Below are 26,674 nucleotides of genomic sequence, written 5' to 3'. Positions count from 1 at the left end.
TTCGGCTCCTGCAAAAGAAAAAGGGACCTGATTTCTGCAAACAGGACCTTAATTTTGCGTCACACGTATGAAGCAGGTTATCCTCACACAATCACAAGCCAGAAAAATTATTCTCCACGCGGCAGGATTACATAAACGAGCGCCCTTTGGAAAAGGTCGCGAGGCCGTTTACAAACTTATTGACCATCTTGGCTTTATTCAGATCGACGCCAATTATGTTGTTGAGCGGGCGCATCACCATGCCATTGCATCTCGTGTTCCTGACTATAAAATGGAATGGCTCGACGAATTGCAGGCAGATGGAAGGATCTTTGAATACTTTACCTGCGACGCCGGATACATTCCCATGCACGAATTTCGCTTTTCATTGCCGGTGAAGGAAAGCTTTTCATCCAAAAGAGAGCCGTTAACACAATCTGAGATCAATCTCATGAATAAGGTACTGGATAGGATCGGGCGCGAAGGACCGCTGATGGTAAAGGATTTTGAAAATGATCGCCAGGTAGCAAGTGCCGGCTGGTGGGATTGGCGGCCATCCAAGATAGCACTCGAGCGGTTGTACCTTGACGGTAAACTGATGAGCACTCGAAAAAATTTCCAGAAAGTATATGATCTCTCAAGGAATATGATCCCGGATGACATCGATACCACCATGCCAGCGCCAGAGGAATTTGCCCGGCATGTTATCCGGCGCACCTTAAAATCCCTGGGTATTGCCTATGGGAAAGAAATGGCCTGGCGTGCCAGGTATGTGAAGAATAATCTGGTAAAAAAGGAGTTGGAAAAGCTGGTAGCTGAGGGCGAAGTTTGCCAGGTTGCGATCGGGGGACTTACAACCGCCCCACTCTATATGTTACCCGAATATAAAAACAAAAAGATCCAGTTGTCTGATGATGCATTCATTCTTTCACCATTCGACCCGTTGAATGTCTTCCGGCATCGGTTGAAAGATTTTTTTGATTTCGATTACCAGATAGAATGCTTTGTTCCCCAGGCAAAGCGGAAATATGGTTATTTTTCATTACCTGTATTGGTCGGTGACACATTTGTGGCCCGGATGGATTCGAAGGCCGACCGAAAACAAAAGGTATTAACTATTCACAATCTTCACTTCGAGAAGCTGAAATTAAGCAAACCGGTGATCGGCAAGATCATCGATGCCATTAAAACATTTGCCAAATTCAATCAGTGCCAGGATATTATTATTAAAAAATCAAATAACAAGCAGTATTGTAAAGCCATTAAGGACGGGCTCTGACAAAAAACAGCCCCGTTTCGTTTATACTGAAAGCCAAATCTTAAATAATTTGCGGGAAGCGGCAACTGGCATTAGTTAAAAAACAAACAACTCATTTGAACTTTACTAAATAAAAAAGTGCCGGGGGGAAATCTTCAGGGCTTTTTTGTTTGCATTTATCTTACCTAACGGGTAAGTTATCTGTTTTCCCCTAATTTTTCCACTGCTATCAGCATTTTGCTTTACTTTCCTATCCTAACATACATTTATTGGCTACCGTTAGTTCATCAAACTTACAAAACCTGTCACATGAGAAATTCCCAGTACCTCTTCTTACTGACGCTCACCTTTTCGGCCTGCATAAAAAAAGAATTGAGTCGCCACCCAGGCACCCTTTCCGCCAAAAGCATCAACTCAAATGCAGTCGCTGCAAGCATTGTACCACCTTCCAAAGGAGAAGCCCTGTTGGCCATGCAATGCTATAACAATGCCTTTTATCACCAGTATGGCACTTATGGCCCCTCTTACAAAGCATATTATTATTCCGATGTAACCCATACCGGCCGCATGGATTTCTGGAAACAGGCAGAAGCAATAGAAACTCTTATTGACGCCTATACGATCAATAATGATACAGATCTGCGCAATAAAATGGTATACCTGTACAACGGCATGCGGGATGCCCATGGCCTGTTATGGTCATCCAACATTTACAATGACGACATCATCTGGGGGGCGCTGATGTGCATCAGGGCGTTCCAGATCACCAATGACGGCGGCATGAAAGATATGGCCAAAAATAACTTTGATCTGGTATGGTCAAGGGCGTGGGACACCAACCTTGGCGGCGGTTTGTGGTGGACGACAGCTAACAATACCAAGAACGCCTGTGTGAATGCCCCTGCAGTCATTTGTGCCATATACCTGTACCAGGCTACCGGCGATGCCAGTTACCGCAACAAGGCCAAAATGATAATGGATTGGATGATCAGCAAATTGTATGTAGCAGGTACGGGCGAGGTAAAAGGCGCTATCAATGCTGCCGGCACCATCACCGAAGGCGCACGTACCTATACACAGGGCACTTTTATAGGGGCCTGCAACCTGCTGCACAGCTACTATCCATCGAATAATTTCAAAGCAATGGCGGTTAAAGCCATGGATTATACGAAAAATAGTATGTGCAATGCCCAGGGGCTGCTGCCTGATGAATATGATACAGAAGATTGCCAGGGCTTTAAATCCATTTTTGCCCGTTGGGCCTGTCAGTTTGTACGCGACCAGCATTATCAGAGCACCTATGCCGACTGGCTTAATTACAATGCAACGGAAGCCTGGAAATACCGGAATTCAAGCGGTCTTATGTGGGCGCAATGGTGGCGCAGAACGCCGGACAATTACGTGAATTCTTTTGAAACAACCTGTGGAGTGGCTATGATGAATGGGGTGTGGCTTTTGTAGCTGGATTCCTCATTACCTAAGGACACTTTTCACCTTATCCATCAGTTCTGACAGATTCTCTTTTTTTACATCATTGTATTCAGTAAGCATTTCTTTTTTAACCTGGGGATCTTTAGACAACCTGGCACCCATGTGCAATAAAAACCGGTCGATCCAGGATAATTTCTTAATGTCCAGTTTTCCATGGAGAAAAAAGACTTCCATTTTTTGTCTCATTTCTTTAGAAATTGCTGAACATAAATAAGTTTCTAGTTTTTCCCTTTCATGCGCCGGAGTACCTGACACCTGGAAGAAAAATAATTTCTTATTACTGATGCGCTCTATATTTTTCTTTAACCAATTTCTTATTTCTAATTTTCCGATATAAACACTGCTACCTATGATCAGATAATCATAATCCGAGACATCTACCTTTATATTTTCTGCAGAGAAGACCGGTATTCCCAATTCTTCTCCTATCCATTCAGCATACTGCTTTGTGGCGCCATATTTTCCCTTATAAACAACCACCCCTTTCATATACTGATTTTTAATTTTTTTTAATTAAAGATCTTTCCTTTTAAAAGCGTTCAGTGCCCACCATAATGGCAGCACGATCCATAAAAGCATAATACCCACAGTGAAAATAATTCCGGTCCCACTGCCAAAGAAGTCTTTATACAAAGCCCCGGTATATCCCATCAATGCACTGACGTCCATTTTTAACATAATGAAGATGCGACCAAGATCAATGGGATTGAGAGCCGAAAGCAAAAGCGTGAATTTTTCCATCGGGTATTCGCTGAAGCTAAATAAGATCAGCAATACCAGGCCGTCGTATATCAATGCAAAATAGAACCAGAGCAATAAGGCAGAACCAATGCCTCTCGCCTTATCCCTGGCTTTTACAGAGGCAAGAAAAGCAATAGAAGTAAAAACAAGTGTCAATGCACCGCCGGCAAATAATAAGGCCAGGCCGGTTTCATCAAAAGCAAACAATAAAACAGGAACGCCAACGCCGAAAAAGAAGGCGCTTAATAAAGATAATGCCACACCTGTATACTCGCTCAGCAGTATTCCCGACCGGCTCAACGGTTGCGCCAGCATCAGTTCTATAAACTCATAAGAATTATAATAATGTATGGTAGTAAATATCATGCTGATCAACGGCACTACGATCAATACTATATTAAGCAGGCTAAGGATCGCCTTACTGTCATTTTCTTCAAGCTGAAACAGGCTGAAAGAAACAATGAAAAGAAAAAGGGAGTAAGCAATGATCACCTTGTTACGTATAATATCATACAAAACATATCGCGAAAGTTTCAGCATATGATCTATTTTAATCAGTTATTCCAGTTTCTTTTACAGCCAGGACCTCATCGATCCATAAGGCGTCTTTTTTCCCATCCCGCATAATACGGGCAATGGCTTTTCCTAACCTGTCCTGCCCTGTTTCCTGGCGCAAAGTGCCAATATCCTTCAGAAAGATCATTTTACCTTCCTGCAGGTACATCACATGAGTGGTTAGTTCATCAAGATCACTCAGTATATGCGAGGTGATAAGGATCAACTTATTCTTTTTCTTTTCTTCTATGATCTTTTCTTTCAGGATTTCTGAAGAAAGCGGATCAAGTCCGGCCGTGGGCTCATCAAGAATTAAAATATCCGGGTTGAAATAGAAAGCCAGTGCTGCGCTTACCTTTTGACGGGTACCGCCACTTAATGTACGCATGGGTTTATCAAAAATTGATACCAGGTTAAATTTAACCAACAGATCAGTGTCCAGTGCGGCGTCCGATACTTTCCTTATGTTCTTCATCATATTGAACAAATGTCCCACTTTCATATTATCGGGATAATGGCCGATCTGAGGCATATAACCGATCTGGCTACGGTAAGAAGGATCGCCATTTATCGGTTTGGTATCAACATAAATACAGCCGCTGTCGGGCTTTACCATGCCCAGGATGCTTTTTATAAGCGTGGTCTTACCCGAACCATTAGGCCCGATCAATGATATCACCTGTCCTTTATTGAACAGCGCATTGATATCGCCCAATGCCTGTAACTTTTTAAACCGCTTCGTTAAATTTTCAATCCGTATCATAATTTATTCGGCTTTAACATTGGTTTGTTATCAACCAGGTTTTCAGGCGTAAGGCCTGGAATGGCTTTCTCTGCTTTATCTAAAAGGGACACCATAAAACTTCGCATCAGCATCAGCGTCGTAGGGTTCTGCTCTACCACCATCGCATACATACTTACGGGATGGTAAGGCACATCGCCCATGCCATCTTTGTTCATATCGTAGCCATCATATTTATCCCAATAGTTGTTATAAAACCTGTTCAATGTCATCGTTCCGTTGGTAGCCACATCAAAAGAATTTCCATTGAAATTATTATGATGAAAAGTATTATCATCGCAACTGGCCTGCACCTTTAATGCCCAACCGTTTCCCTGAAAAAAATTACTGCTAACCTCAATACGGCTACTGCCTTCCATGTGTATGGCTACCGTGTTTTTAATGAATTTATTATTTCTGATATGGCTGTTTGAAATATCTTTAAGCAGAATACCGTAAGCGCTTGCACCCCAGTTTTTATCGAACACATTATTTTCCATCCGAACGCTTTTGCTGTACATGACCGCCACGCCTGCCCCGTTATTGCGAAATGTATTATACAGGTAAATATCATTGTGTGAGAACATAAAATGCAATCCATACCTGATATTCAGCTCGCTTGTATTGTTTTGAATGGTTGATGTTGTAACAAATTCAAAATAAATACCATCCCGGTGTCCCCTGACCGAATTGCCTTCGATCATCGCATTTTCACACTTCCAGAGATGTATTCCGTTACCGGATAGATGTTCAGATTTATGCGTGCCGCTAATAATATTATTCCTCACCGTTGTATAGGTAGCGTTGGAAATATGGATCGCAAAAGAAGCATTGTTGATGGTATTGTTTTCAATTATAATCCTGGTTGCATCAATTACTTTTATGGCAGCAAAATCATTCAACGACGAATAGCCCGCATTGGTGAAATGAATGCCTTTGATCACTATATTTTTCCCTGTGAGCGTAAGAATTTCATTTTTATGGTCTCCGTCAAGCACCGGCGCATAAACGCCAATTAAATGAATTGATTTATTAATAATAATGTTTCCTTCTTTATAGGTTCCTTTGGTAAGTAAAACAGTATCGCCATCCTTTGCCACTGCAATGCCCTGCCGTAAAGTTTTGATGGAACTATTTTTACCCACGACAACTGTATTGGCAGAAACGTTACAGATCACTAGCAGCAACAAAACGATTAATATATTTCTCACTTGATTAAGATATTATAAAGGGTTGGCCAATTGGTTACCTTACTTCCCTCTATCACAGCAGATTTCTCTTTAGCCTCATTTTGATTTTTAAATGCTGCCGCATTTCCGCCCATCGGGCTTTTTAACTGGCTGCTTACGACAAATTCAGCCGTTGCTATTTTTACAAATGCATTGCTGTTATTATAATCTACAACTAATGTTTGATGAATGTCACCCATTTCCACGCCACGTCTTTCCATGAAAGTGGCAATACAATGCACATCATCAAACTTGTAGACCTTCCCTTTCTTTGTTACGATCTCTCCCCCAAACTTTGGATCCATAATGATCATTTTACATTCAGCGCAGTTATCTTTTCCAAAGGCAATTTTTTCAGCTACAGGATTACAAGCCATCATAACAGAGATTATTATGATCATTGCAGAAACGGTAGCCAGTTTATTATGCGGTATCATTGCTTTTTGTTTTTTGTGTTTGCGCCATTCAAGAAACCAAATAATGAAGAACAAGCCCGTCACGGCAACAACTACCCACCCTCCTGTGTCGGGATATGAGTAGGAGTCGAAATTCAGGAGCTTTTTATGCCCGATAAGGGGCGGTTGATAAGACAAGCCCGGGACCTGGATGGCGGCTGTTGGATCGAGTTCATGTCCATACCTATAACCCCACTGGTAAAAATCAACCAGGGCTACTATGCCGCCAATAACAGAAGCGATAAGAAAAGTGAGCAATAGTTTCCGATTGCCGGTAATTGCAACTATCAACCCGAACAAAATAAAGAATGCCAAAACGTAAACCAGGAAAGCAAACTCCGGAAACATAGCTGCATTAATATGTTTCATTCCTATATAGTGGTTCAGTCCATTGATGATCTCTACCTGCCCGGTGATCTTATACAGCCAGATCTGCATGGATAATCCTTCAGGATATTGCGGCGCGATCAGGTAAATAGACCATACGGGCACAAAGTACATGGCGATCATTACCATTGATCCGAATGCAATGATGGTTCTTGATGTAATGCTCATTTTTTTCATCACGGGTTTCTTTAAAATGCTTTCGGGACTTCGTAGCCCCGAAAGCATTTGCATAGTCACTCCAACATCTCTTTTATTTAGTTCCGGCACCAGGGCTGCCTGTTGTGGTTGAACCTTCATCAGTTACCGCTGGTTTGTTTGAACCGGTGCTAAAATGCAAGGCTACATTCGACGCTACCGGGGACACTCTTAAATAGCCTGACATTTCCTGGTGCAGGGCAGAACAAAAGTCTGTGCAATAGAAAGGGAAGATACCCGTTCTGTCAGCCACCCACTTCAGCGTTTGTGTTTCACCGGGCATGATCAGGATCTCAGCGTTATTAGCGCCTTTTATTGCAAACCCGTGCGGCACATCCCAGTCCTGTTCAAGATTGGTAATATGAAAAAACACTTCATCCCCTAATTTCACCCCTTCAATATTATCTGGTGTCAGGTGAGAACGGATGGCGGTCATCCAAACATGTACCTGATTCCCTTTGCGTTCAACTTTTGCCTGCCCCTCACCCTTGGCAACATAGGCATGAGCGTTTTCTTCAATTTTGAAGATCTTCTTTTGTTTATCTTTCAGCATACTGGCAGGTAACGCCTCCGCATAATGGGGTTCACCGGTTGTTGGAAAATCGAGCAATAATTTCATTTTTTCCCCGCTGATATCATATAACTGGGCGCTTTGGGTTAATTCAGGTCCCGTTGGCAGATAGCGATCCTTAGTGATCTTATTATAGGCGATCATATATTTTCCATGGGGCTTCGCTGTTGGCCCGCCTGGTACCGATAAATGACCTATAGAATAGTAAGTAGGCACCCGGTCCAGCACTTTCAGATCGTTAATGCTCCATTTAACTATTTCAGAGGAAACAAACATGGAAGTGTAGGCATTCCCCTTTCCGTCAAATTCCGTGTGCAGGGGCCCAAGCCCGGGTTTTGTTACTTCGCCATGTAAAGCGGCTTCATATTTAATAACAGGGATACCATCATATTCGCCATCGAATGCTTTATCAGCAATTGCTTTTTGAATTTTCGTATAGGAGAATACAGGTATGCTTGCAGCCAGTTTGCCGGAAGCTACTATGTATTCACCCGTAGGGTCCACATCAGTTCCATGTGGTGATTTAGGACAGGGGATCAGGTACAACATGCCGGGGCAATCGGCAGGATCAAGAACAAGTACCTCGTTTTTAACTGTTGAAATGGCAGTATGCGTTTTTTCATCATATACATTATGAGCATATTTGACTGCCTGCTTTTTCGCTTTGCCCGATTTTACATATTCTTCCGCTTTCTTCCAGTTAACGGCCATTACAAAGTCTTTGTCTTTCTGCGAAGCATTTACTTCCAGCAGCGTATTGGCTTTTTCCGAATTATAGCAACTGAAAAAGAACCAGCCATGAGATTTTCCCTTACCGGCACGGGAAAGGTCAAAATTAACACCGGGCGTGCGGATCTGGAAAGCAATGCCCATTTCCCCCGATGCAGGATTGATAGCAACAAAGCTGATCGATCCTTTAAAATGCTGCTTATACGTGTTTATGGGAACATCGCCATTTTGATCGTCCAGGGGCACACTGAAACGGGTAGCCGCCACTATGTATTCGGAATTTTCTGTAATAAATGGTGAGGCGTGATTGCCCGCGCTGTTGGGTATTTCCAGTATTTCTGAAGTGCGGAATGTAGTAAGATCAATACGGGCCAGGCGTGGTGTATTATTTCCATTAGCAAATGCCCAACGCCCATCATGCTCTCCTTTAGTTTGCGAAAGGGCAATATGGTGCAGATCGTCCCATGGAACAAAACCGTGGGAAGTGTTTAACATAGGCTTTGTTTCTTCACTGAAACCATACCCGCTTTCAGGAGATTGGGAGAACACGGGTACTATACGGAATAAACGGCCCGAAGGAATGCCGTAAATGCCTATTTGCCCATTAAAACCGCCCGATACTACATTGTAAAACTCATCGTACTTTCCGGGAGCTACAAACGATTTGGCAGCATCGCCGGTCGCTGCAGACTGAGCAGTTTTGGGTTTACAACTCTGCATTGACAACAGACAGGCAGAGGTCATCATCAAAACCGCACAGGTTTTGAAATAACAAAATTTCATACTATTATTAATTTAAATGAAAGGAACGGTTGCGCTTGTTTTATTTAGCCCCGTCATTGGATCGCATAAATTCCAGTATCTGGCGCGCATCTTCTTTGGCTATATTTTGATTAGGCATGCGTACCAAACATTGTTCTAAAAGTTTCTGCGCTTCGGGGTCTTTTTCCAGCATCATGTCTACATTAGTGATCATATTCATGATCCAATGGGGTTCTCTTCTCTGGGTAACGCCTTTCCAGCCCGGGCCTACTACCCTTTCGTCTGTTAACTTGTGGCAGGACTGGCATTTCATTTCATAGATCCCTTTCCCGTTTGCCACCCACCCCTGGTTTAAAGGGGTGTTTAATTCAACTTCTCCAGACTTTATTTCCGAACCATGTACTTCAGATTGTTCATTTTGAGTTTCCCGGGTAGCCAGGGCCTTTCCATCCCCGGCGGGTGCGCTGTTTTCATTGTTACAGGCCACAAAAAACAAACAACCTGCAATTAAAAAAGAGGTGGTTAGCAGTGGTTTGAGAAGTTTCATTGTGATAAATTGTAGGTTAAATAAATAAAAGACATCTGAATCTTTTATCTGACAAAAATATTTTGCCGCCCCGTCTTAAAAATTGATAATACTCAACATTACGGGTGACATTTATCAGCAAATGCACTTCAGACCTAAATCATACCGGAACATGATTTAAATCATGTCTCTTGCTCATACGTTCACTTATTATTGCGGATCAATGAACACTATGTTTTTCAATAATGCAGATATCAGAAATGACAGTTTTGTAACCGATATTGTAATACAGGACTATAGAACATCCAGGGTATTCCGCAAATATGGTATAGATTACTGTTGCGGCGGGAAACTGCCTTTACAAATGGTTTGCGAAATGCGCGGGCTCGATACCGCGGTAATAAAAAAAGAACTGAATGATGCGCTGCGCACCGTTCAGATACCCAATTCAACTGATTTTAATAACTGGAGCATTGATTTCCTCGTTGATTATATCATAAACGTGCATCATGCCTATTTAAATAACAATTTTCCGGACATCATAGATACCCTGGAACGTTTTGTGGAAGCTCATAAATCGAAATACACTTATTTACCAGAGTTATTGGAATCTCTTATTGAATTGCGGAATTCCCTGCTACCACACCTTGAACAGGAAGAGAAAATTATTTTCCCGTATATAAAACAGATCGCTCATGCGTATGAGCGCCATGAGCCCTACGCGGCATTATTTGTGCGTACCCTGCGTAAGCCAATCGAAAATATGATGGACCACGAGCATGAGCATATAGCCAAATACCTTCACCGGTTAAGAGACCTGACGAATAATTACACCCCGGCCCCTAATGCCTGTACTTCTCATAAAATATCTTATTCTTACCTGAAAGAACTGGACAATGATCTTATGCAGCATATCCATCTGGAAAGCAATATTTTGTTTTCTAAAGCCATTGCCATGGAAAAAGAAATGCTTGCCATAAAATGACCGTTATTTATCCTTTATTTTATAAATTCGGGTTAACAAGTAAATAAATACCTGAATAATATTTTATGCAAGTGGATGCCACACACATGACATCGCTGTTTGAGAATGCTACGGAAGGAATTATACTCACCAACGAGGAAGGCAAAATTATACTCGTTAATCCTGCCGCAGTGAAGACTTTTGGCTATGAAACCAGTGAGTTAATTGGCAAAACAGTTGATGTATTAATTCCAGATCACGTGCGTCCCAAACATGAAAACTTGCGGAAGGAATTCTATAAAAGTCCGCAAAACAGGATAATGGGCCATGGACGAGATCTGTATGCAAGAAAAAAAGATGGTTCCAACTTTCCCGTTGAGGTTAGTTTAAGCCATTACCAGCGCGATAATGAACTGTATGTTATAGCATTTATTATTGATATTACCTTTCGAAAGCAAATTGAAGCGAATATGGTACGCCAGCAAAAAGAGCTGGAAAAGGTAACCAGTGATATAAGAAAATTGAATATGGGCCTTGAGGCTAAAGTTGAAGAAAGAACCGTTATACTGAAAGAGGCCCTGATGAAACTGGAACAATCACAGAAAGAATTAAGCGAAGCCCTGGATAAGGAAAGAGAATTGCATGAAATAAAAAGCCGGTTTGTGTCCATGGCCTCCCATGAATTCCGTACACCTTTAAGCACTGTACTATCTTCAGCCTCCCTGCTTGCAAAATATACCGGCGTAGACGACCAGGAAAAACGAAACAAACACATTAACCGCATAAAAGAGTCTGTAAAGCACCTGAACGATATCCTGGAAGATTTTTTAAGTTTAGGTAAACTGGATGAAGGAAAGGTTGTGGCACATTATAGCGAATGTAACCTCCAGGAACTAATACACGAAACAACAGAAGAAATGAAGGGACTGCTTAAAAACGGGCAGGAATTTATTTATGAACACACGGGAAACACGATTGTACATACAGATAAAAAACTGCTCAAAAACATTCTGATCAACCTGATCACGAATGCGATCAAGTTTTCAAATGAAGACTCTGCCATTACGATCAATAGCACGGCCAATTCCGAAAAAGCGGAGATCTCGGTAATAGATAAAGGTATTGGCATTCCCCCGGCCGACCAGGAACATTTGTTCTCCTCTTTTTTCAGGGGGAAGAACGCTACGAATATCCAGGGTACCGGGCTGGGCCTCCATATAGTTAAAAGATACCTTGACCTGTTAAACGGAGAGGTATATTTGCAAAGTAAATTGAACGAAGGAACCAACATATCATTCATCATTCCGGTAAATCATATTGAACAATGAAATCTATCCTGGTAATAGACGATAACCCGAACATCAGAGATAATACCGCCGAAATTCTGGAACTGGCCGGTTATAAAACATTCACAGCGGAAAATGGCCGACAGGGCGTTGAGCTTGCCATTAAAGAGAAACCGGCCGTAATAGTTTGCGATATCATGATGCCTGAACTGGATGGCTACGGGGTACTGCATCTTTTACGAAAAAATACAGACACACAGAATATACCCTTTATTTTTCTGACAGCAAAAACGGAAAGGACCGATTTTCGCAAGGGAATGGAAATGGGCGCCGATGATTACATAACCAAGCCATTTGATGATGTAGAGTTATTGAATGCCATTGAAACAAGGTTAAAAAAGGCTGAGATCTTAGATCAGAAATATGCGTCTTCGCCGCAAGGGGTAAGCCAATTCATTAAAGACATTAAAGATTCGGGATTACTAACCAATCTCGCCGATAAGTTTGAGATGGATGTGCATCGAAAAAAACAAACACTTTACCAGGAAGGGAAACGGCCGAAATATCTTTATTATTTATCAAAGGGAAAGGTTAAGGGTATTAAAACCCATCCTGATGGAAAAGAATATATCACTGACCTGTTCAGTGACGGTGATTTTATTGGGTATTCCGCTCTCATAGAGGATAAGAATTATGATGATTCAACAGTAATACTGGAAGATGCAGAGATCATGCAGGTGCCAAAAGAAGATTTTTTACAAATGATCTACAGCGATATAAATATTGCTGCCAAATTCATCCGCATTATTACCCAAAACGTAAAGGAGAAAGAAGAAAGATTATTGAATCTTGCCTATAGCTCATTAAGAAAAAGAGTGGCCAAAGCGTTGGTTGATATTTATGAAAAATTCGGCGAAAACAAACCCATTGAAATTTTGCGGGAAGACATTGCCCAATACGTTGGTACGGCAACCGAATCGCTTATCAGAACATTAAGCGATTTTAAAGCGGAGAAGCTGATCGAAATAAAGGAAGGTAAAATTTCAATTATAAATATCGATAAATTAAAATACCTGTTATACTAATCGCAGTCAATTTGATCAGACTGCAGATCTTCTTTTACCGGCCCGGATAATTCCCTGCCATGATCATTTTGCTGCTTCAACGTCCAGTTATGTGAAATAGTAGTTTCAAGCCAGATGCTTCCTGATTTACGGGATACCATTACACACAGCCCGAATTGATTAAGAAAGCTTTGTTCCAATTGGTTTACTGTCATGGTTTCAGAAATTTCTATTTCACCTTCCCTGCTTATCCCCGCATTGACCAGGGTGGTTGACTTATTTAATCTTTGCCTGTTGTTAGACCCAAGTCTTCCCTGCAAATACCTGTAAAAGTCAATTCTGAGATATGGGTATACATTATTAAATTCCTGCCACACCTCTTTGATCGCTCTGTTTTTTGCCAGCTTCATTATCATGTTATCAGATTTCATATTAATACAAAAGTATCTATGGTAAATCGTCTTTAACATGAGAAACATACAGGAGAATGCTGATTTTGCTCATAACAGCTCAATGATCCCAATGCTATTCGTTCATTAAACACCCTTGCTGAAAAGCTGTGCTCTTATGGCTTCGCTTTTGTGCATTCGCAAATCGAACGCACTGCATACGTTCCTGATAAAGTGCTGGCCCTGCTGTGTTAAAGCTAACTCCCGCTCATTCCAGCATACAAGGCCATCGGCAGCCATTTCATGCAGCCGGGGAAATACATATTCCCTTAGCAGCGGAAGGTGCTTTGTTCGGAAGATGGTCTTTGAACGGCAACTGATCTCCAGAATGTATTTCCGGAGATCCAGATCTTCTTCGGTTAAAAGATGCCCGCGATGAATAGCAGGTTGGCCTGTTTGAATAGCAGCATAATAATTATGCAGTGCTTTATCATTTTGAGCATAGGCGTAGCCGGCATCACTGATAGCAGATACGCCCAGCCCTAACAGCAACCCGGTATTTTGTGTGGTATAGCCCATGAAATTCCGGTTAAGCGTTCCGGCGGCTTTGGCTTTGTACAGGTCGTCGTGCGGTAGGGCAAAATGGTCCATACCGATGTCGTAATACCCATGCTGTAATAGCAATTGTTTTCCTGTTAAATACAACTGTAGCTTGGTTGCGGCATCCGGAAGATGGGTTTCATCAAACAATCGCTGCGCTTTGCTGGTCCACGGCACATGCGCATAGCTGTAAAAGGCAATCCTGTCGGGCATTAGTTGAAGGACCTGTTGTATGGTGCGCTCAATGCTTTCAATGGTTTGCAGGGGTAACCCATAAATGAGATCGAAGTTAACCGATGTAAAACCATTCGATCGTGCTGCTGAGGTTACCCGCTTTACATTTTCAAATGGTTGAATACGGTTAATGATCCGTTGCACCTCCGGATCGTTATCCTGTACGCCGTAACTGATCCTTTTAAAACCCAGGGAAGCCAGTTTTTTCAGGTGTGCCACGGTTGTGTTATTGGGATGGCCCTCAATGCTGAATTCGTGCTGTGGATGAACAATACTGCCTTTGAAAATAAATTGCAGTAACCTTTCGAGGTTGCCCGGCGAAAAGAAAGTAGGTGTGCCGCCGCCAAAATGTAATTCCCTGATAACAGGGGTTTCTCCCATCATAGCTCTGTACATTCCCCATTCTTTTTCAAGAGCAGCGATATACTCTTCTTCTACCTGGTGATTAGTGGTGATCTTTTTATTGCAGCCGCAATACGTACAAAGCGATTCGCAAAAAGGAAGGTGAATATAAAGCGATAGTCCGTTTACATGATTTTGTTCATGAAATCGCTTGCGAAAAATAGCTTCCCAGGCGTTACCATCGGTATTGTTATCCCAAAATGGAACAGTTGGGTAGCTGGTATACCTGGGAACGGGCGTATTGTACCTGGCCACTAATAAAGGATTGACGTCTGAATGCCTCATAAATACAAAACTATTCCTGGCACAAAACCTCACCAATGATTCAGATCACTGCCGGTATTGAGGCAGGTCATGCCGGCAGGCAAATAAGGCTGCTACATTTACACCCTAATAAAAACCCGTTTATGCATTCTTCTGCCAATACCCATACCTATCAACAACTGGTTTGCTTTCATTGCGGAGAAGCCTGTACTATTGCCACTATTACTGCAGAAAATAAACATTTTTGCTGCGAAGGTTGCAAAATGGTATATCAATTATTGAATAAACACGGGTTATGTGATTATTATTCCCTGAATGAAAATCCCGGCCTTACCCAACGCATACCGGTACGCAAAGACAAATTCGCTTTCCTGGAAGACGCAGCTATCCAGCAACAACTGATCTCCTTCAGCAACGACCAACAAACGCATATTACCTTCTATTTACCCCAGATCCATTGCAGTTCCTGCCTGTACCTGCTTGAAAACCTGCATCGAATGCAGCCGGCCGTTATCAGTACCACGGTAAATTTCAGCCGTAAAGAAGTTAGCATCATTTTCGACCATAATCATATCTCCCTGCAAAAAGTAGCCGAATTATTAACCGGTATCGGGTACGAGCCATATATCAGTTTACAAAATCTGCAGCACCATAAACCGGGCCCTAAAAAGAGCCTTATTTATCAATTGGGGGTTGCCGGGTTTTGCTTTGCCAATATTATGCTGTTAAGCTTTCCCGAATACCTGGGGCTGGAACCGGCCGACCTGCAATTGCAAGGCGTTTTCCGTTGGCTGAATGTATTGCTGGCGCTGCCTGTTTTCCTTTACAGCGCTTATCCCTTTTATGAAAGCGGCTGGAAAGGTTTACGCCATAAATTCCTGAACATCGATGCACCTATTGCCCTGGCCATTATCGTTACTTTTTCTCGCAGTCTGTATGAAGTAATAAGCGGAACCGGAGCCGGTTATTTTGATTCCATGGCCGGTATTGTTTTCTTTATGCTCATTGGCCGGGTATTGCAGGATAAAACCTATCAGCAATTATCGTTTGAACGCGACTTTACATCTTATTTCCCGGTAGCCGCCACATTGGTGAAGGACGGCCAGGAAAGGTCTGTATCCTTACCCGAGATAAAAGCCGGGGATACGTTATTAATTCACAGCAATGAACTGATACCTGCCGATGGCATTTGCACCCGGGGCAAAGCCTGCATCGATTATAGTTTTGTTACCGGCGAATCGTTACCGGTAAATAAAGAAATGGGCGAAATGGTATATGCCGGTGGCAAACAAACCGGTAGCGCCATTGAAATACTGGTCATAAAAGAAGTAGCTCAAAGTTATTTAACAAGGCTATGGTCGGCCGACGTGTTTAAAAAGAACAACGAACCCAAAAGCGTTTCGTTCGTGCACCTGCTCAGCCGCTACTTTACTTATATCTTATTTTCCATTGCTGCTATAGCCGCCACTTACTGGGCGTTTACAGACAGCACTAAAGTGTGGAATGTGATCACGGCCGTATTGATCGTGGCCTGCCCCTGCGCCTTACTGCTTTCCAATACATTCACAAACGGCAATATCCTGCGCATATTGGGACGTAATAAATTGTATCTGCGCAATGCCCAGGCTATTGAAGACATGGCCGGCATTACCCATATTGTTTTTGATAAAACAGGCACCCTGACCACTACCAGTGAACAACAGGTAACGTATGAAGGCCTGGCATTGAACCAACGCCAGCAACAAGCCATCGCCAGCCTGGCCGCCCAATCGAACCATCCATTGAGCAGGGCGCTTGTCAGCCATTTTGGAAATATACAGCGTCTGCCCATATCAGCATTCCGCGAAATACCGGGCAAAGGTATTAGAGGCATGGTGGGCGATCAATACATAAGCCTGGGCTCGCCGGATTTTATTTCGGGTTATACAACAACCATTGAAAAGGGCGCCCGGGTGTACGTTGCCATCGATGATAAAGTAGTTGGCCATTTTTCTATGCATAATCACTACCGCGAATCGGTGGCGCCATTGGTACAGTCCCTTAGTGCGCATTATAAATTATCCGTGCTTTCGGGTGATCATGATACCGAGCGCGCTACCCTGCAGCGCATGATGGGCGCCTCCACCACCCTGTTATTTAACCAGCAACCTGGCGACAAGTTACAATACATAAAAAAACTGCAGGAGAACGGCGAACGGGTAATGATGATCGGGGATGGACTGAATGATGCCGGTGCTTTAAAACAAAGCAATGTAGGCATTGCGCTTGCTGATGATTGTAACAATTTTACGCCGGCCAGCGATGCCATTATGGATGCCAGCCAATTCTCGCATTTGTACCGGTTCATGCGATTGTGCAAAGCCAATAAACAGATCGTGATCGCCAGTTTTATATTATCCATTGCCTATAATATTATCGGCCTCAGCTTTGCCGTGCAGGGTGTTTTATCGCCAATGATCGCCGCCATCTTAATGCCCGCCAGTTCCCTCAGCATTTTACTGGTAACCTTTGGTTGCAGCAATATTGCCGCCCGGCTATTCCTAAAAGATGTACCACGCACATGATCAAAATCAGTTTCCATTCTGAGGTCTGTCATTAACAAACTTTCTTACCGAAAATACTTTTGCCCTGTTAAATCAACCGTCTTTATGAGCGCCATAATCATTCTGCTGATCGCAAGTATATCTGTAGCAGCCATTTTTTTGGCCGCTTTTATCTGGAGCGTACGCAACGGACAATTTGATGATGAATTTTCGCCGCCGCAACGCATCCTGTTCGATAATTCACCTTCCCCGCCGCCAAAAAACACCGATCAATAAACGAAAACCCTGACAATAATTTCAAACAGAATAATACCTATATGCAAGTAGAGCAATTTTATTATGATAACAAGATCGTTAAACAGTTTGCTTATGCAACGGCGCTGTGGGGAATTGTGGGCATGCTCGCCGGTTTGTATGCAGCCATTCAATTATATGCGCCGGGCACGTCGCTCAATATGGCGCCTACCACTTTTGGCCGTATCCGTCCCCTGCATACCAATGCCGTGATCTTTGCTTTTGTAGGCAACTGTATTTTCACCGGTGTGTATTACTCGCTGCAACGGTTATGTAAAGCGCGGATGTACAGCGATAAATTAAGCCGTATCCACTTCTGGGGCTGGCAGGGTATTATCGTTGCCGCCGCATTAACGCTCTTACTTGGGTACACAACCGGCAAGGAATATGCTGAACTGGAATGGCCCATTGATATTGCCATCACCCTCATATGGGTTGTTTTTGGAATTAACCTGTTTGGCACTATTCTTAAAAGAAGAGAAAAACACCTGTATGTGGCTATCTGGTTCTATATAGCTACCTGGGTAACCGTAGCCCTGCTGCATATTGTAAACTCATTTGAAATACCTGTTACTTTATTTAAAAGTTATAGCTGGTATGCCGGTGTGCAGGACGCCCTGGTACAATGGTGGTACGGTCATAATGCCGTAGCGTTCTTCTTAACCACGCCCATCCTGGGTTTGATGTATTACTTCCTGCCCAAAGCAGCGAACAGACCGGTTTACTCTTACCGGCTTTCCATCATTCACTTCTGGGCGCTGATCTTTATTTATATCTGGGCTGGTCCGCACCACCTGCTGTATACCGCGTTGCCCGACTGGGCGCAGTCACTCGGCACAGTATTCTCAATTATGTTGCTGTTACCCAGTTGGGGCGGCATGCTGAACGGGTTGTTCACCCTGCGTGGCGCCTGGGATAAAGTACGCGAAGAACCTGTGTTGAAATTTTTTGTTGTGGCCGTTACCTGTTATGGGATGGCTACATTTGAAGGACCCATGATGTCGCTGAAGAATGTAAATGCTATTTCGCACTTTACCGACTGGACGATTGCGCACGTGCATATTGGCGGTTTAGGCTGGAACGGCTTTATGGCATTCGGCATGCTGTACTGGCTGATACCACGCATGTGGGGCGTACAACTCTATTCAAAAAAGCTGGCCACTAACCACTTCTGGCTGGGCACCATTGGCATTGTAATATACGCCATACCGTTATACTGGGCCGGTTTTACCCAGGCGCAGATGTGGAAGACCTTTACCGAAGAAGGACAACTGAAATTTCAGTTCCTGGAAACCGTTACCCATATTATTCCCATGTATGTTACCCGCAGCATTGGCGGTACTTTATATCTCATTGGCGCATTGATCATGGTGTACAACCTGTATAAAACAATTGCCAAAGGTAAATTCATTGCCAATGAAGCCGCAGAAGCCGCGCCTTTGGAAGCGCATGCACCTGTAGCCCGCGAATACTGGCACCGGTGGATCGAAAAGAAACCAATGACCATGCTGGTGTTCAGCCTGATCGTAGTAGCCATCGGCGGCGCTATTGAAATGGTGCCTACCTTCCTGGTAAAAAGTAATGTGCCTACCATTTCGAGCGTACAACCTTACACCCCGCTTGAATTGCATGGCCGCGATATTTATGTACGCGAAGGTTGTTACACCTGTCACTCGCAAATGATCCGCCCCTTCCGCGATGAAGTGGCGCGCTATGGCGAATATTCCAAAGCCGGCGAGTTTGTTTACGATCATCCATTCCAGTGGGGTTCAAAAAGAACAGGGCCCGATCTGGCGCGTGAAGGCGGCAAGTATCCTGATAGCTGGCATTACAACCACATGATGGACCCACGCATTATGTCGCCCGGTTCTATTATGCCATCGTACGGCTGGCTGCTGGATGATAAAATTGATACCGCCTGCACGCCCGCCAAGATCAGGGCCATGCAAAAACTGGGTGTGCCCTACCCTGCAGGATATGATAACGTGGCCAACCGCGACCTGCTATTACAGGCCAATAATATACGACTGAACCTGAAGATGGATAAAATAGAAACGGCCAAAGACGCAGAGATCGTGGCACTTATCGCTTACCTGCAACGACTGGGAAAAGATATCTCGAACAAAAGAATAGCGAATATCGAACAGAAGAATGTCGATTCCCGAACAGAATAATATTAAACTGTTTTTCACTTCGACATTCAATATTCATTATTCATTATTCAACATTTATACAACATGAAGTTTATACATTATTTAGAAAAGATAACCGGTGTAAGTATTTATCCGCTGATCTCGTTCACCATTTTCGGTTTGTTCTTTCTGTTCATGCTGATATGGGTGATCAAAACCGATAAAAAAACGATCTACGACATCAGCCGCATTCCTTTAGACTAACTCAGCACTTAAAACATTTATATATGTCCGGTATTTATTGGTATAAAAGATTAGGTAACAAAATATACAAAACGCTGCTGGCAGCAGTTATCCTGTTATTAACTGCACCCGCTGTGATGGCCAACGGTGGCAGTCAGCTGCCAAAAGAATCCAGCATTTACGATCCGTTTGTGATAACGATGATCATCATCATGCTTATTCTGCTGCTGATCATTGTTTTACTGGCGAATGTGCTGCTGGGTGCAGCCGGATATTATTTTCAAAAAGAAAAAGAACGCGAACAGCAAAAAGCAGGTACTACCACTGCTGTTACCGCCACTACCCTGGCATTATTGCTGCTTGCTGCACCGGCAATGGCACAGGATACCAATACAGCGGCTGCCACTGCGGAAGCAGCCGTTTCATATGGTGGCTTATCGGCCACCGCCTTTTATTTTATGGCCGGTGTTATGGGAATTGAACTGCTGGTGATCTTCGTGCTGCTGTATCAATTGCGCCTGTTTGTAGGGAAGGAAAAACAACGACTCGCTGCTACGCCGGTTGCCGAACAAAAACCCCGCATAAGCATCTGGGACAAGTTGAACAAATTCCGCCCGGTTGAGCAGGAAGAACAGATCGATCTGGGTCATGAATACGACGGCATTCGCGAACTGGATAACCGGTTACCCCCCTGGTGGCTGTACGGGTTTTATGTATCTATCATCTTTGCCGCTGTTTATTTATGGCGCTACCACGTTTCACATACCGCTCCTTTAAGTGAGCAGGAACTGCAGATAGCCATGACGCAGGCCGAAGAACAAAAAGCCCTTTACCTGAAAAGATCGGCTAATAACGTAGATGAAAATACGGTAAAGGTATTAACTGAGGCTGCCGATGTTGCAGGTGGTGAAAAAGTGTATAAACAGAACTGCGCAGCCTGCCATGGTAAAGCCGGGGAAGGTATTGTAGGTCCTAATTTAACCGATGACTATTGGTTGCATGGCGGCAGCATACAAGCTATTTTTAAAAGCATTAAATACGGCTGGCCCGAAAAAGGGATGCGCAGTTGGAAAGACGATCTGTCACCGGTTCAGGTAGCGCAGGTATCCAGTTACATTAAATCAATAAAGGGAAGCAACCCACCCAATGCCAAAGCAAAACAGGGTGAATTGTACCAGGAAGCGGCCGGAGGCCAGAAGTCGGATACACTTTCAAATAAAGTTGCTACAATTAGCGAAAAATAGATCAGCCATTGGAACCTGAAATAAACATATTCCCCGTGTCAACTGAAAAGAAGGAATCATTCCGCGACCGGATCGCTACAGTGGATCCATCCGGAAAACGGAAATGGATCTTTGCGCAAAAGCCAACCGGGAAGTGGTACTCAGCACGCACGTACATAAGCTGGTTTTTCTTTATCCTGTTCTTTTCCCTGCCCTTTATATACGTACATGGCCGGCCGTTATTTCTCTTTGATGTAACGCAGGCCCGCTTTATCATTTTTGGAAAAGTGTTCTGGCCGCAGGATTTCTTCATCTTCGGCCTGGCGATGATCACCTTTATCGTGTTCATCGTGCTGTTCACTGCCGCCTTTGGCCGGTTGTTCTGTGGGTGGGTGTGCCCGCAAACCATTTTCATGGAAATGTTCTTTCGTAAGATTGAATATTTTATAGAAGGGAATGCAGCAGAACAACGGTTACTGGCCAGGGCGCCCTGGACCGGAAAGAAGCTATTCAAAAAGGCAGGCAAGCACTTCCTGTTCTTCCTGTTCTCCTTTGTTATCGCCAATTTTTTCCTGGCGTATATCATCGGCATAAAAGCACTGGGAAAAATTATTACCGAACCGGTTCATGAACATGTAGGCGGACTGCTTTCCATCCTTATTTTTTCGGGCATTTTTTACGCAGTATACGCGTATTTCCGGGAACAGGTTTGTACCGTTGTTTGCCCGTATGGACGGTTACAGAGTGTATTGCTCGACCGAAACTCCATGATCGTTGCCTATGATCATAAACGGGGTGAGCCAAGAGGCAAGTTCACTAAGAAAGTAATGCACGAACAGGGTGACTGTATCGATTGCATGCAATGTGTAAAGGTTTGCCCTACCGGAATTGACATTCGCAATGGCACGCAAATGGAATGCGTGGGTTGTACGGCCTGCATCGACGCGTGCGATGCCATTATGGATAAGATCAATAAACCATTGGGACTTATCCGCTACGCTTCTGAAAATGGCATCGGGAACCGGGAACCGCTGAAGTATACCGGCCGCATGAAACTGTACACCATATTGCTTGGCGTGCTCCTGCTGCTCCTGGGGTTCCTGTTGTTTACCCGCAAGGAAGTAGATGCCACCATTATGCGCACACCAGGCATGTTGTACCAGCAAAGAGGCACAGATAGTATCTCGAACCTGTACAACATAAAAGTGGCCAATAAAACGATCGACAGGATACCATTACAACTAAAGCTGGAAGGCATAAACGGCCAAGTGGAGATCATTGGCGAACATAATTCCATCACCGTTAAAGAAGAAGGCCAGGGATCGGGTACTTTCTTCGTAGTGCTACCGGCAAAGATCATTCATGAAAGAAAGTTACCCATCCGTATCGGGTTGTATAATGAGAAGGAAAAGATCGATGAGATCAGTACAAACTTTTTGGGACCGGTAGCGGAATGAGGTAATAAAAAATGATAAACAGAGAAATGAGGAATGAAAAAGGGAAAGCAGAAGAATATTGAATATCGAACCTGCCTGCCGGCAGGCAGGTAGCCAATTTCCAATGTTGAAGTTCAATACAGCAGGGGGCATAAATTATGTTTTCGGCCTTAAGCTGTATTTGTATTTGCTTTCGGCTTTCGGCTTACAGCCTGTAGCCTTCAGCGTGTCAACATTCAAACTATATTCTTAATAACAAAAGATACATTTAAATAACATACAATGACTTTCAATTGGGGCCATAAATTAACGCTCGGCTTCCTGGCTTTTGCCGGCATGATCATTTACCTGGTTGTTCAAAGTATGAACACACGTTACGACCTGGTATCGGGAGAGTATTATAAAGAGGAACTGCAATACCAGCAGGTTATCGATGGCGCCAGCCGGGCTAACCAGCTCAGCAACCTCACCACCGTTACCCAGGCCGGCCATCAGCTCATCATTCAATTGCCAGGCGAAATGCAGCAGCAGGCGATAACAGGAAGTGTATTATTTTATAGTGCCGACAATGCGCAAAAAGATAAAAAAATGGCGCTGCAGGTCAATGACCAGGCTGTTCAAACCATTGACAGCCGGGCATTCGTTGCCGGCAATTATACGGTAAAGATCAGGTGGCAAAACAACGGTAAAGATTATTATACCGAAGTACCGGTTACCATTCATTAAGCATTGGCAATGCATAATCGACATTCATCATGTGGCAGGCAGCAATAGCAGGCATATTATTAGGTTTGGTAAGCAGTTTCCATTGTGTGGGCATGTGTGGGCCCCTGGCATTGGCCTTACCGGTTCATCATTTACAAAAAATGCAACAGGCATTGGCTGTATTTCTGTATAACCTGGGCCGGGTGCTCACCTATTCCCTGCTGGGTGCTTTGTTTGGCTGGTTAGGCCGGGGCATTTATATCGCAGGGTTTCAGCAATGGTTTTCCATTACCATGGGCATTGTGATCTTATTGCTCGCTTTTCTATACTACTTTTTGAACCATGCATTCACTCCGGCATGGTTGCGTGCTTTTCATAGTGTAATACAAAACATTATGAGCAGGCTGCTGCAATCACCGCGCCTGTATCATTATTTGTTACTGGGCATGGCCAATGGTTTATTGCCTTGTGGATTGGTATACCTGGCCATAGCCGGTTCCCTTGGTACAACAGTTTGGGGAGAAAGTGTAGCGTTCATGGCAGCCTTTGGAACGGGCACTTTACCCGCCATGATGATCCTGTCCTTCTTCGGCGTTCACATTAAACTATCGGTACGGCAACAGATAAAAAAAGCCATTCCCTTCATTATAGCGGGAATGGCCGTATTACTTATTTTACGCGGATTGAATCTGGGAATACCATTTGTGAGCCCCGTAATGGCCGAAGCGCCACAACCCGCTATTTCATGTCATTAACTTCATCGGCTTTACGCTTTCCATACTTATCGTATAATGATATTAATGATGAGCAATAAATACGGGAAGATTAATTGTCTTCAAAAGCAATTCAGCAGTACTGTGTTTAAAAAAAGCAGATAAATTGCTGCGGCCAAAAGCACCCATTACCACGAAAATATTTTTCTTCCCCAACAAATACGAAAACAATTCATTACTTGCATCGCCGCGTAGCTGTTTAAAGCCAATAGCGGAGAAATGCATTTGAAGCAATTCCCCGATCTTCTCTTTTTCAATCACCGGCACTTCATCATTTTCATTCACTTCAAGAACGATCAATTTTTTATCGGTAAGCTCAGGAAAAAGATAGGTAAATTGCTTTATAGCAAAAACAGAAGAAGGACTGCCATCATAAGCGAACAAAATCTCATCAATTCCATCGAAACGAAATGGAGGGATCAGTACGGGGCATTCGCTTTTTGAAAGCACCTCTTTTATAAAGGCAGAAGGCACCCCTTCCTTTTTGTCACGGAACGACATCTCAGGATCGACAATAAGCAGATCTGCAAAGCGACTTTCTTTAATAATATCAACAACAGGTTCGCCTTTGCCAAAGTGAACAGAACAGTTGGTTGCCCTGTTCCTGCATGCTTCTTTAAAAAAATAAATGCTTTTATCAACCTGTTTAATACTTTCTTTGGCTTCCATCAAAACGTTGTTCCCAACACCTGTTATTGTTTCTTTGGCCTGCATTTCCGGCGATTCCGTTTCACCCAAAAAAATGCCAATAAGTTTTGAATGAGTCAGTTTTGCAATAAAACAGGCAAAATCCAGCACCTGTATATTCACCTGGTTGGCATCAACAGCCACTATAACTTTTTCCATATTATCAGAATTTAATAATTAAAGTTATTTACTTATTACCGCAGGAATCATGATGTTCATTAGCTCTGGCCATGAGTAACGTCATTGAGATTATTATATAGTATGATGAAATTTGAGTTTCAAAATTGATCCCGACCTTAAAACTATTCATGATGACTGATCCCTTACAATATATACCGGCAACAGAAGCATTGAAACTCATACAAAGCAATCAGCGGGTTTTTGTACATGGCAGCGCCTGTACGCCCCTGCACCTTTTAAGCTCCCTGGCAGAACAAAAAGACCGGCTAAGCAATGTGGAACTCGTTTGTATTACCGTTCAGGGTGATATAAAAGTGGATAAGCCCTGCTACCAAAATGCTTTCCATATCAATACGATGTTTGTATCTTCTTCCACCCGCCAGGCAGTCATGGAAGGGAGAGCAGATTTTATTCCCGTATTCCTGAGTGAGATCCCCGACCTGTTCAATAAAAATATTCTTTCTATCGACGTGGCGCTGGTGCAGGTGAGCCCGCCCGACCAACATGGTTATTGCTCTTTAGGCATATCGGTTGATATTGCCCGCGCGGCCGTGAACAATGCAACCACTGTTATTGCACAGGTTAATCCACAAATGCCCCGGACGCAGGGCGATGGCTGGATACACATAAGCCGGTTCGCCGCCATGGTGTGGCACGCTGAAAGCCTGCCTGAAGTTGATTATGCCGCTAAAGCCGGTGCGGAAGAAGTAGCCATCGGTCGCCTGGTGGCCGGTTTAATAGAAGACGGCAGCACCCTGCAGATGGGGATTGGAACCATTCCCGATGCCGTACTGAAATCGTTGACAAATCACAAAGACCTGGGTATTCACACCGAAATGTGCAGTGATGGAATTATCGACCTCGTTGAAAAAGGCATTATCAATAACAGCAAAAAAAGAATACATCCGCACAAATCGGTCACCAGCTTCGCCATAGGCACCCAAAAACTGTACAAGTATTTAGACAATCATCCTGCGTTTGCCTTTCTCGATATCGATTATGTAAACGACCCGCATGTGATACGGCGTAATCCTAAAGTAGCTGCTATAAATTGTGCCATAGAAGTTGATCTCACAGGTCAGGTTTGTGCAGACAGCATCGGTGATATACAATACAGTGGCATCGGCGGTCAAATGGATTTTATGCGCGGAGCGGCACTGAGCGAAGGCGGCAAACCGATCATTGCATTGACCAGCCGCACAAAAAAAGGCGTTCCCCGCATTGTGCCTTACCTGAAAGAAGGCGCCGGAGTGGTTACAACACGTGGGCATGTGCATTATATAGTAACAGAATATGGAGTAGCATATTTGTATGGAAAAAACTTACGGCAACGGGCAAAGGCCCTGATCGATATCGCCCACCCTGATGACCGGGAAATGCTTACCCAAAAATGTTATGAACGATTTAAGGTGTTTTTGTAACCTTCACCAGGTATCGCCCTCACTCAATAATATTTAACTGCTCAATTACAGCTTTGTAATATTGCCTGCCAATGGGTATAGACACCCCGCCCACTATTAAATGATCTCTGGCTATATTGTCTATAAAATAAATAGAAGCGGCGAACGGGCGATGTGTTTTGATGAACATGTCCGG

24 protein-coding genes are annotated in these 26,674 nt (G+C 43.6%); 14 read left to right on the top strand and 10 right to left on the bottom strand.

What is annotated here, in order from left to right; translation table 11 throughout:
• Positions 1–67 precede the first annotated feature (67 nt).
• Complete coding sequence (locus FAM09_RS29485; protein WP_136580769.1) at positions 68–1,258, top strand: winged helix-turn-helix domain-containing protein; 1,191 nt, start codon at positions 68–70, stop codon at positions 1,256–1,258.
• 288 nt (positions 1,259–1,546) lie between these two features.
• The gene (locus tag FAM09_RS29480) at positions 1,547–2,698 is read left to right on the top strand and encodes a glycoside hydrolase family 76 protein (protein ID WP_136580768.1); all 1,152 of its coding nucleotides are present in this window, start codon (positions 1,547–1,549) and stop codon (positions 2,696–2,698) included.
• Positions 2,699–2,710: 12 nt separating this feature from the next.
• On the opposite strand, the gene FAM09_RS29475 is transcribed toward FAM09_RS29480, so the two are convergent.
• The 7 genes from FAM09_RS29475 to FAM09_RS29445 are packed head-to-tail and all read right to left on the bottom strand — an operon-like array spanning position 2,711 to position 9,680.
• Entirely contained in the window at positions 2,711–3,217 is a 507-nt protein-coding gene (locus FAM09_RS29475; RefSeq protein WP_136580767.1) for a flavodoxin domain-containing protein, read from the bottom strand.
• Between the two features lie 24 nt (positions 3,218–3,241).
• A complete protein-coding gene (locus tag FAM09_RS29470; protein ID WP_136580766.1) occupies positions 3,242–4,009 on the bottom strand; it encodes an ABC transporter permease subunit in 768 nt (255 codons plus the stop codon).
• 10 nt (positions 4,010–4,019) lie between these two features.
• A complete protein-coding gene (locus FAM09_RS29465) occupies positions 4,020–4,787 on the bottom strand; it encodes an ABC transporter ATP-binding protein (RefSeq protein WP_136580765.1) in 768 nt (255 codons plus the stop codon).
• Positions 4,784–6,016, bottom strand: coding sequence for a nitrous oxide reductase family maturation protein NosD (gene nosD, locus FAM09_RS29460; RefSeq protein WP_136580764.1), 1,233 nt, complete (start codon positions 6,014–6,016; stop codon positions 4,784–4,786). The genes FAM09_RS29465 and nosD overlap by 4 nt, the downstream gene beginning before the upstream one ends.
• Positions 6,013–7,173: a nitrous oxide reductase accessory protein NosL gene (locus FAM09_RS29455; RefSeq protein WP_136580763.1), complete on the bottom strand. Its 1,161-nt coding sequence runs from the start codon at positions 7,171–7,173 to the stop codon at positions 6,013–6,015. The genes nosD and FAM09_RS29455 overlap by 4 nt, the downstream gene beginning before the upstream one ends.
• A complete protein-coding gene (nosZ, locus tag FAM09_RS29450; RefSeq protein ID WP_136580762.1) occupies positions 7,127–9,154 on the bottom strand; it encodes a Sec-dependent nitrous-oxide reductase in 2,028 nt (675 codons plus the stop codon). The genes FAM09_RS29455 and nosZ overlap by 47 nt, the downstream gene beginning before the upstream one ends.
• Before the next feature lie 40 nt (positions 9,155–9,194).
• Complete coding sequence (locus FAM09_RS29445) at positions 9,195–9,680, bottom strand: c-type cytochrome (RefSeq protein ID WP_136580761.1); 486 nt, start codon at positions 9,678–9,680, stop codon at positions 9,195–9,197.
• A 202-nt stretch (positions 9,681–9,882) separates the two neighbouring features.
• On the opposite strand from FAM09_RS29445, the gene FAM09_RS29440 reads away from it, so the two are divergent.
• From FAM09_RS29440 to FAM09_RS29430, 3 genes are all read left to right on the top strand, one after another.
• Positions 9,883–10,644: a DUF542 domain-containing protein gene (locus FAM09_RS29440; RefSeq protein WP_166437311.1), complete on the top strand. Its 762-nt coding sequence runs from the start codon at positions 9,883–9,885 to the stop codon at positions 10,642–10,644.
• Positions 10,645–10,709: 65 nt separating this feature from the next.
• Complete coding sequence (locus FAM09_RS29435) at positions 10,710–11,951, top strand: PAS domain-containing sensor histidine kinase (RefSeq protein WP_136580759.1); 1,242 nt, start codon at positions 10,710–10,712, stop codon at positions 11,949–11,951.
• A complete protein-coding gene (locus FAM09_RS29430) occupies positions 11,948–12,994 on the top strand; it encodes a response regulator (RefSeq protein ID WP_136580758.1) in 1,047 nt (348 codons plus the stop codon). The genes FAM09_RS29435 and FAM09_RS29430 overlap by 4 nt, the downstream gene beginning before the upstream one ends.
• Here FAM09_RS29430 and FAM09_RS29425 read toward each other — a convergent pair.
• Positions 12,991–13,389 carry a hypothetical protein gene (locus tag FAM09_RS29425; protein ID WP_136580757.1) on the bottom strand — a complete coding sequence of 133 codons (399 nt, stop codon included), beginning with the start codon at positions 13,387–13,389 and terminating at the stop codon, positions 12,991–12,993. The two genes, FAM09_RS29430 and FAM09_RS29425, sit on opposite strands and share 4 nt — an antisense overlap.
• Positions 13,390–13,509: 120 nt before the next feature.
• Positions 13,510–14,883 (bottom strand): oxygen-independent coproporphyrinogen III oxidase, encoded by a 1,374-nt coding sequence (gene hemN, locus FAM09_RS29420; protein ID WP_136580756.1) that lies wholly within the window; start codon positions 14,881–14,883, stop codon positions 13,510–13,512.
• Positions 14,884–14,918: 35 nt separating this feature from the next.
• On the opposite strand from hemN, the gene FAM09_RS29415 reads away from it, so the two are divergent.
• The 8 genes from FAM09_RS29415 (at position 14,919) to FAM09_RS29380 (ending at position 24,193) form a co-directional block, all read left to right on the top strand.
• Positions 14,919–17,426, top strand: a complete 2,508-nt coding sequence (locus FAM09_RS29415) for a heavy metal translocating P-type ATPase (protein ID WP_243751810.1) — start codon at positions 14,919–14,921, stop codon at positions 17,424–17,426.
• Between the two features lie 84 nt (positions 17,427–17,510).
• Positions 17,511–17,681: a cbb3-type cytochrome oxidase assembly protein CcoS gene (ccoS, locus tag FAM09_RS29410; protein ID WP_136580755.1), complete on the top strand. Its 171-nt coding sequence runs from the start codon at positions 17,511–17,513 to the stop codon at positions 17,679–17,681.
• Between the two features lie 41 nt (positions 17,682–17,722).
• The gene (gene ccoN, locus FAM09_RS29405) at positions 17,723–19,873 is read left to right on the top strand and encodes a cytochrome-c oxidase, cbb3-type subunit I (RefSeq protein WP_136580754.1); all 2,151 of its coding nucleotides are present in this window, start codon (positions 17,723–17,725) and stop codon (positions 19,871–19,873) included.
• A 63-nt stretch (positions 19,874–19,936) separates the two neighbouring features.
• Entirely contained in the window at positions 19,937–20,095 is a 159-nt protein-coding gene (locus tag FAM09_RS29400) for a CcoQ/FixQ family Cbb3-type cytochrome c oxidase assembly chaperone (RefSeq protein ID WP_136580753.1), read from the top strand.
• Positions 20,096–20,118: 23 nt separating this feature from the next.
• Positions 20,119–21,318 (top strand): cbb3-type cytochrome c oxidase N-terminal domain-containing protein, encoded by a 1,200-nt coding sequence (locus tag FAM09_RS29395; protein WP_136580752.1) that lies wholly within the window; start codon positions 20,119–20,121, stop codon positions 21,316–21,318.
• A 35-nt stretch (positions 21,319–21,353) separates the two neighbouring features.
• Positions 21,354–22,754, top strand: a complete 1,401-nt coding sequence (gene ccoG / locus FAM09_RS29390; protein ID WP_243751809.1) for a cytochrome c oxidase accessory protein CcoG — start codon at positions 21,354–21,356, stop codon at positions 22,752–22,754.
• A gap of 261 nt (positions 22,755–23,015) precedes the next feature.
• The gene (locus FAM09_RS29385) at positions 23,016–23,459 is read left to right on the top strand and encodes a FixH family protein (RefSeq protein ID WP_136580750.1); all 444 of its coding nucleotides are present in this window, start codon (positions 23,016–23,018) and stop codon (positions 23,457–23,459) included.
• Between the two features lie 29 nt (positions 23,460–23,488).
• Positions 23,489–24,193, top strand: coding sequence for a sulfite exporter TauE/SafE family protein (locus FAM09_RS29380; protein WP_136580749.1), 705 nt, complete (start codon positions 23,489–23,491; stop codon positions 24,191–24,193).
• A gap of 42 nt (positions 24,194–24,235) precedes the next feature.
• Here FAM09_RS29380 and FAM09_RS29375 read toward each other — a convergent pair whose 3' ends face one another.
• A complete protein-coding gene (locus FAM09_RS29375) occupies positions 24,236–25,057 on the bottom strand; it encodes a universal stress protein (protein ID WP_136580748.1) in 822 nt (273 codons plus the stop codon).
• Between the two features lie 152 nt (positions 25,058–25,209).
• Between FAM09_RS29375 and FAM09_RS29370 the strand changes: the two genes are divergently transcribed.
• Positions 25,210–26,499 carry an acetyl-CoA hydrolase/transferase family protein gene (locus FAM09_RS29370; protein ID WP_136580747.1) on the top strand — a complete coding sequence of 430 codons (1,290 nt, stop codon included), beginning with the start codon at positions 25,210–25,212 and terminating at the stop codon, positions 26,497–26,499.
• Positions 26,500–26,674: the final 175 nt, after the last annotated feature.

The organism is Niastella caeni, assembly GCF_004834005.1.
Lineage (GTDB): Bacteria > Bacteroidota > Bacteroidia > Chitinophagales > Chitinophagaceae > Niastella > Niastella caeni.
This window is presented reverse-complemented; position numbering and strand designations above follow the sequence as displayed.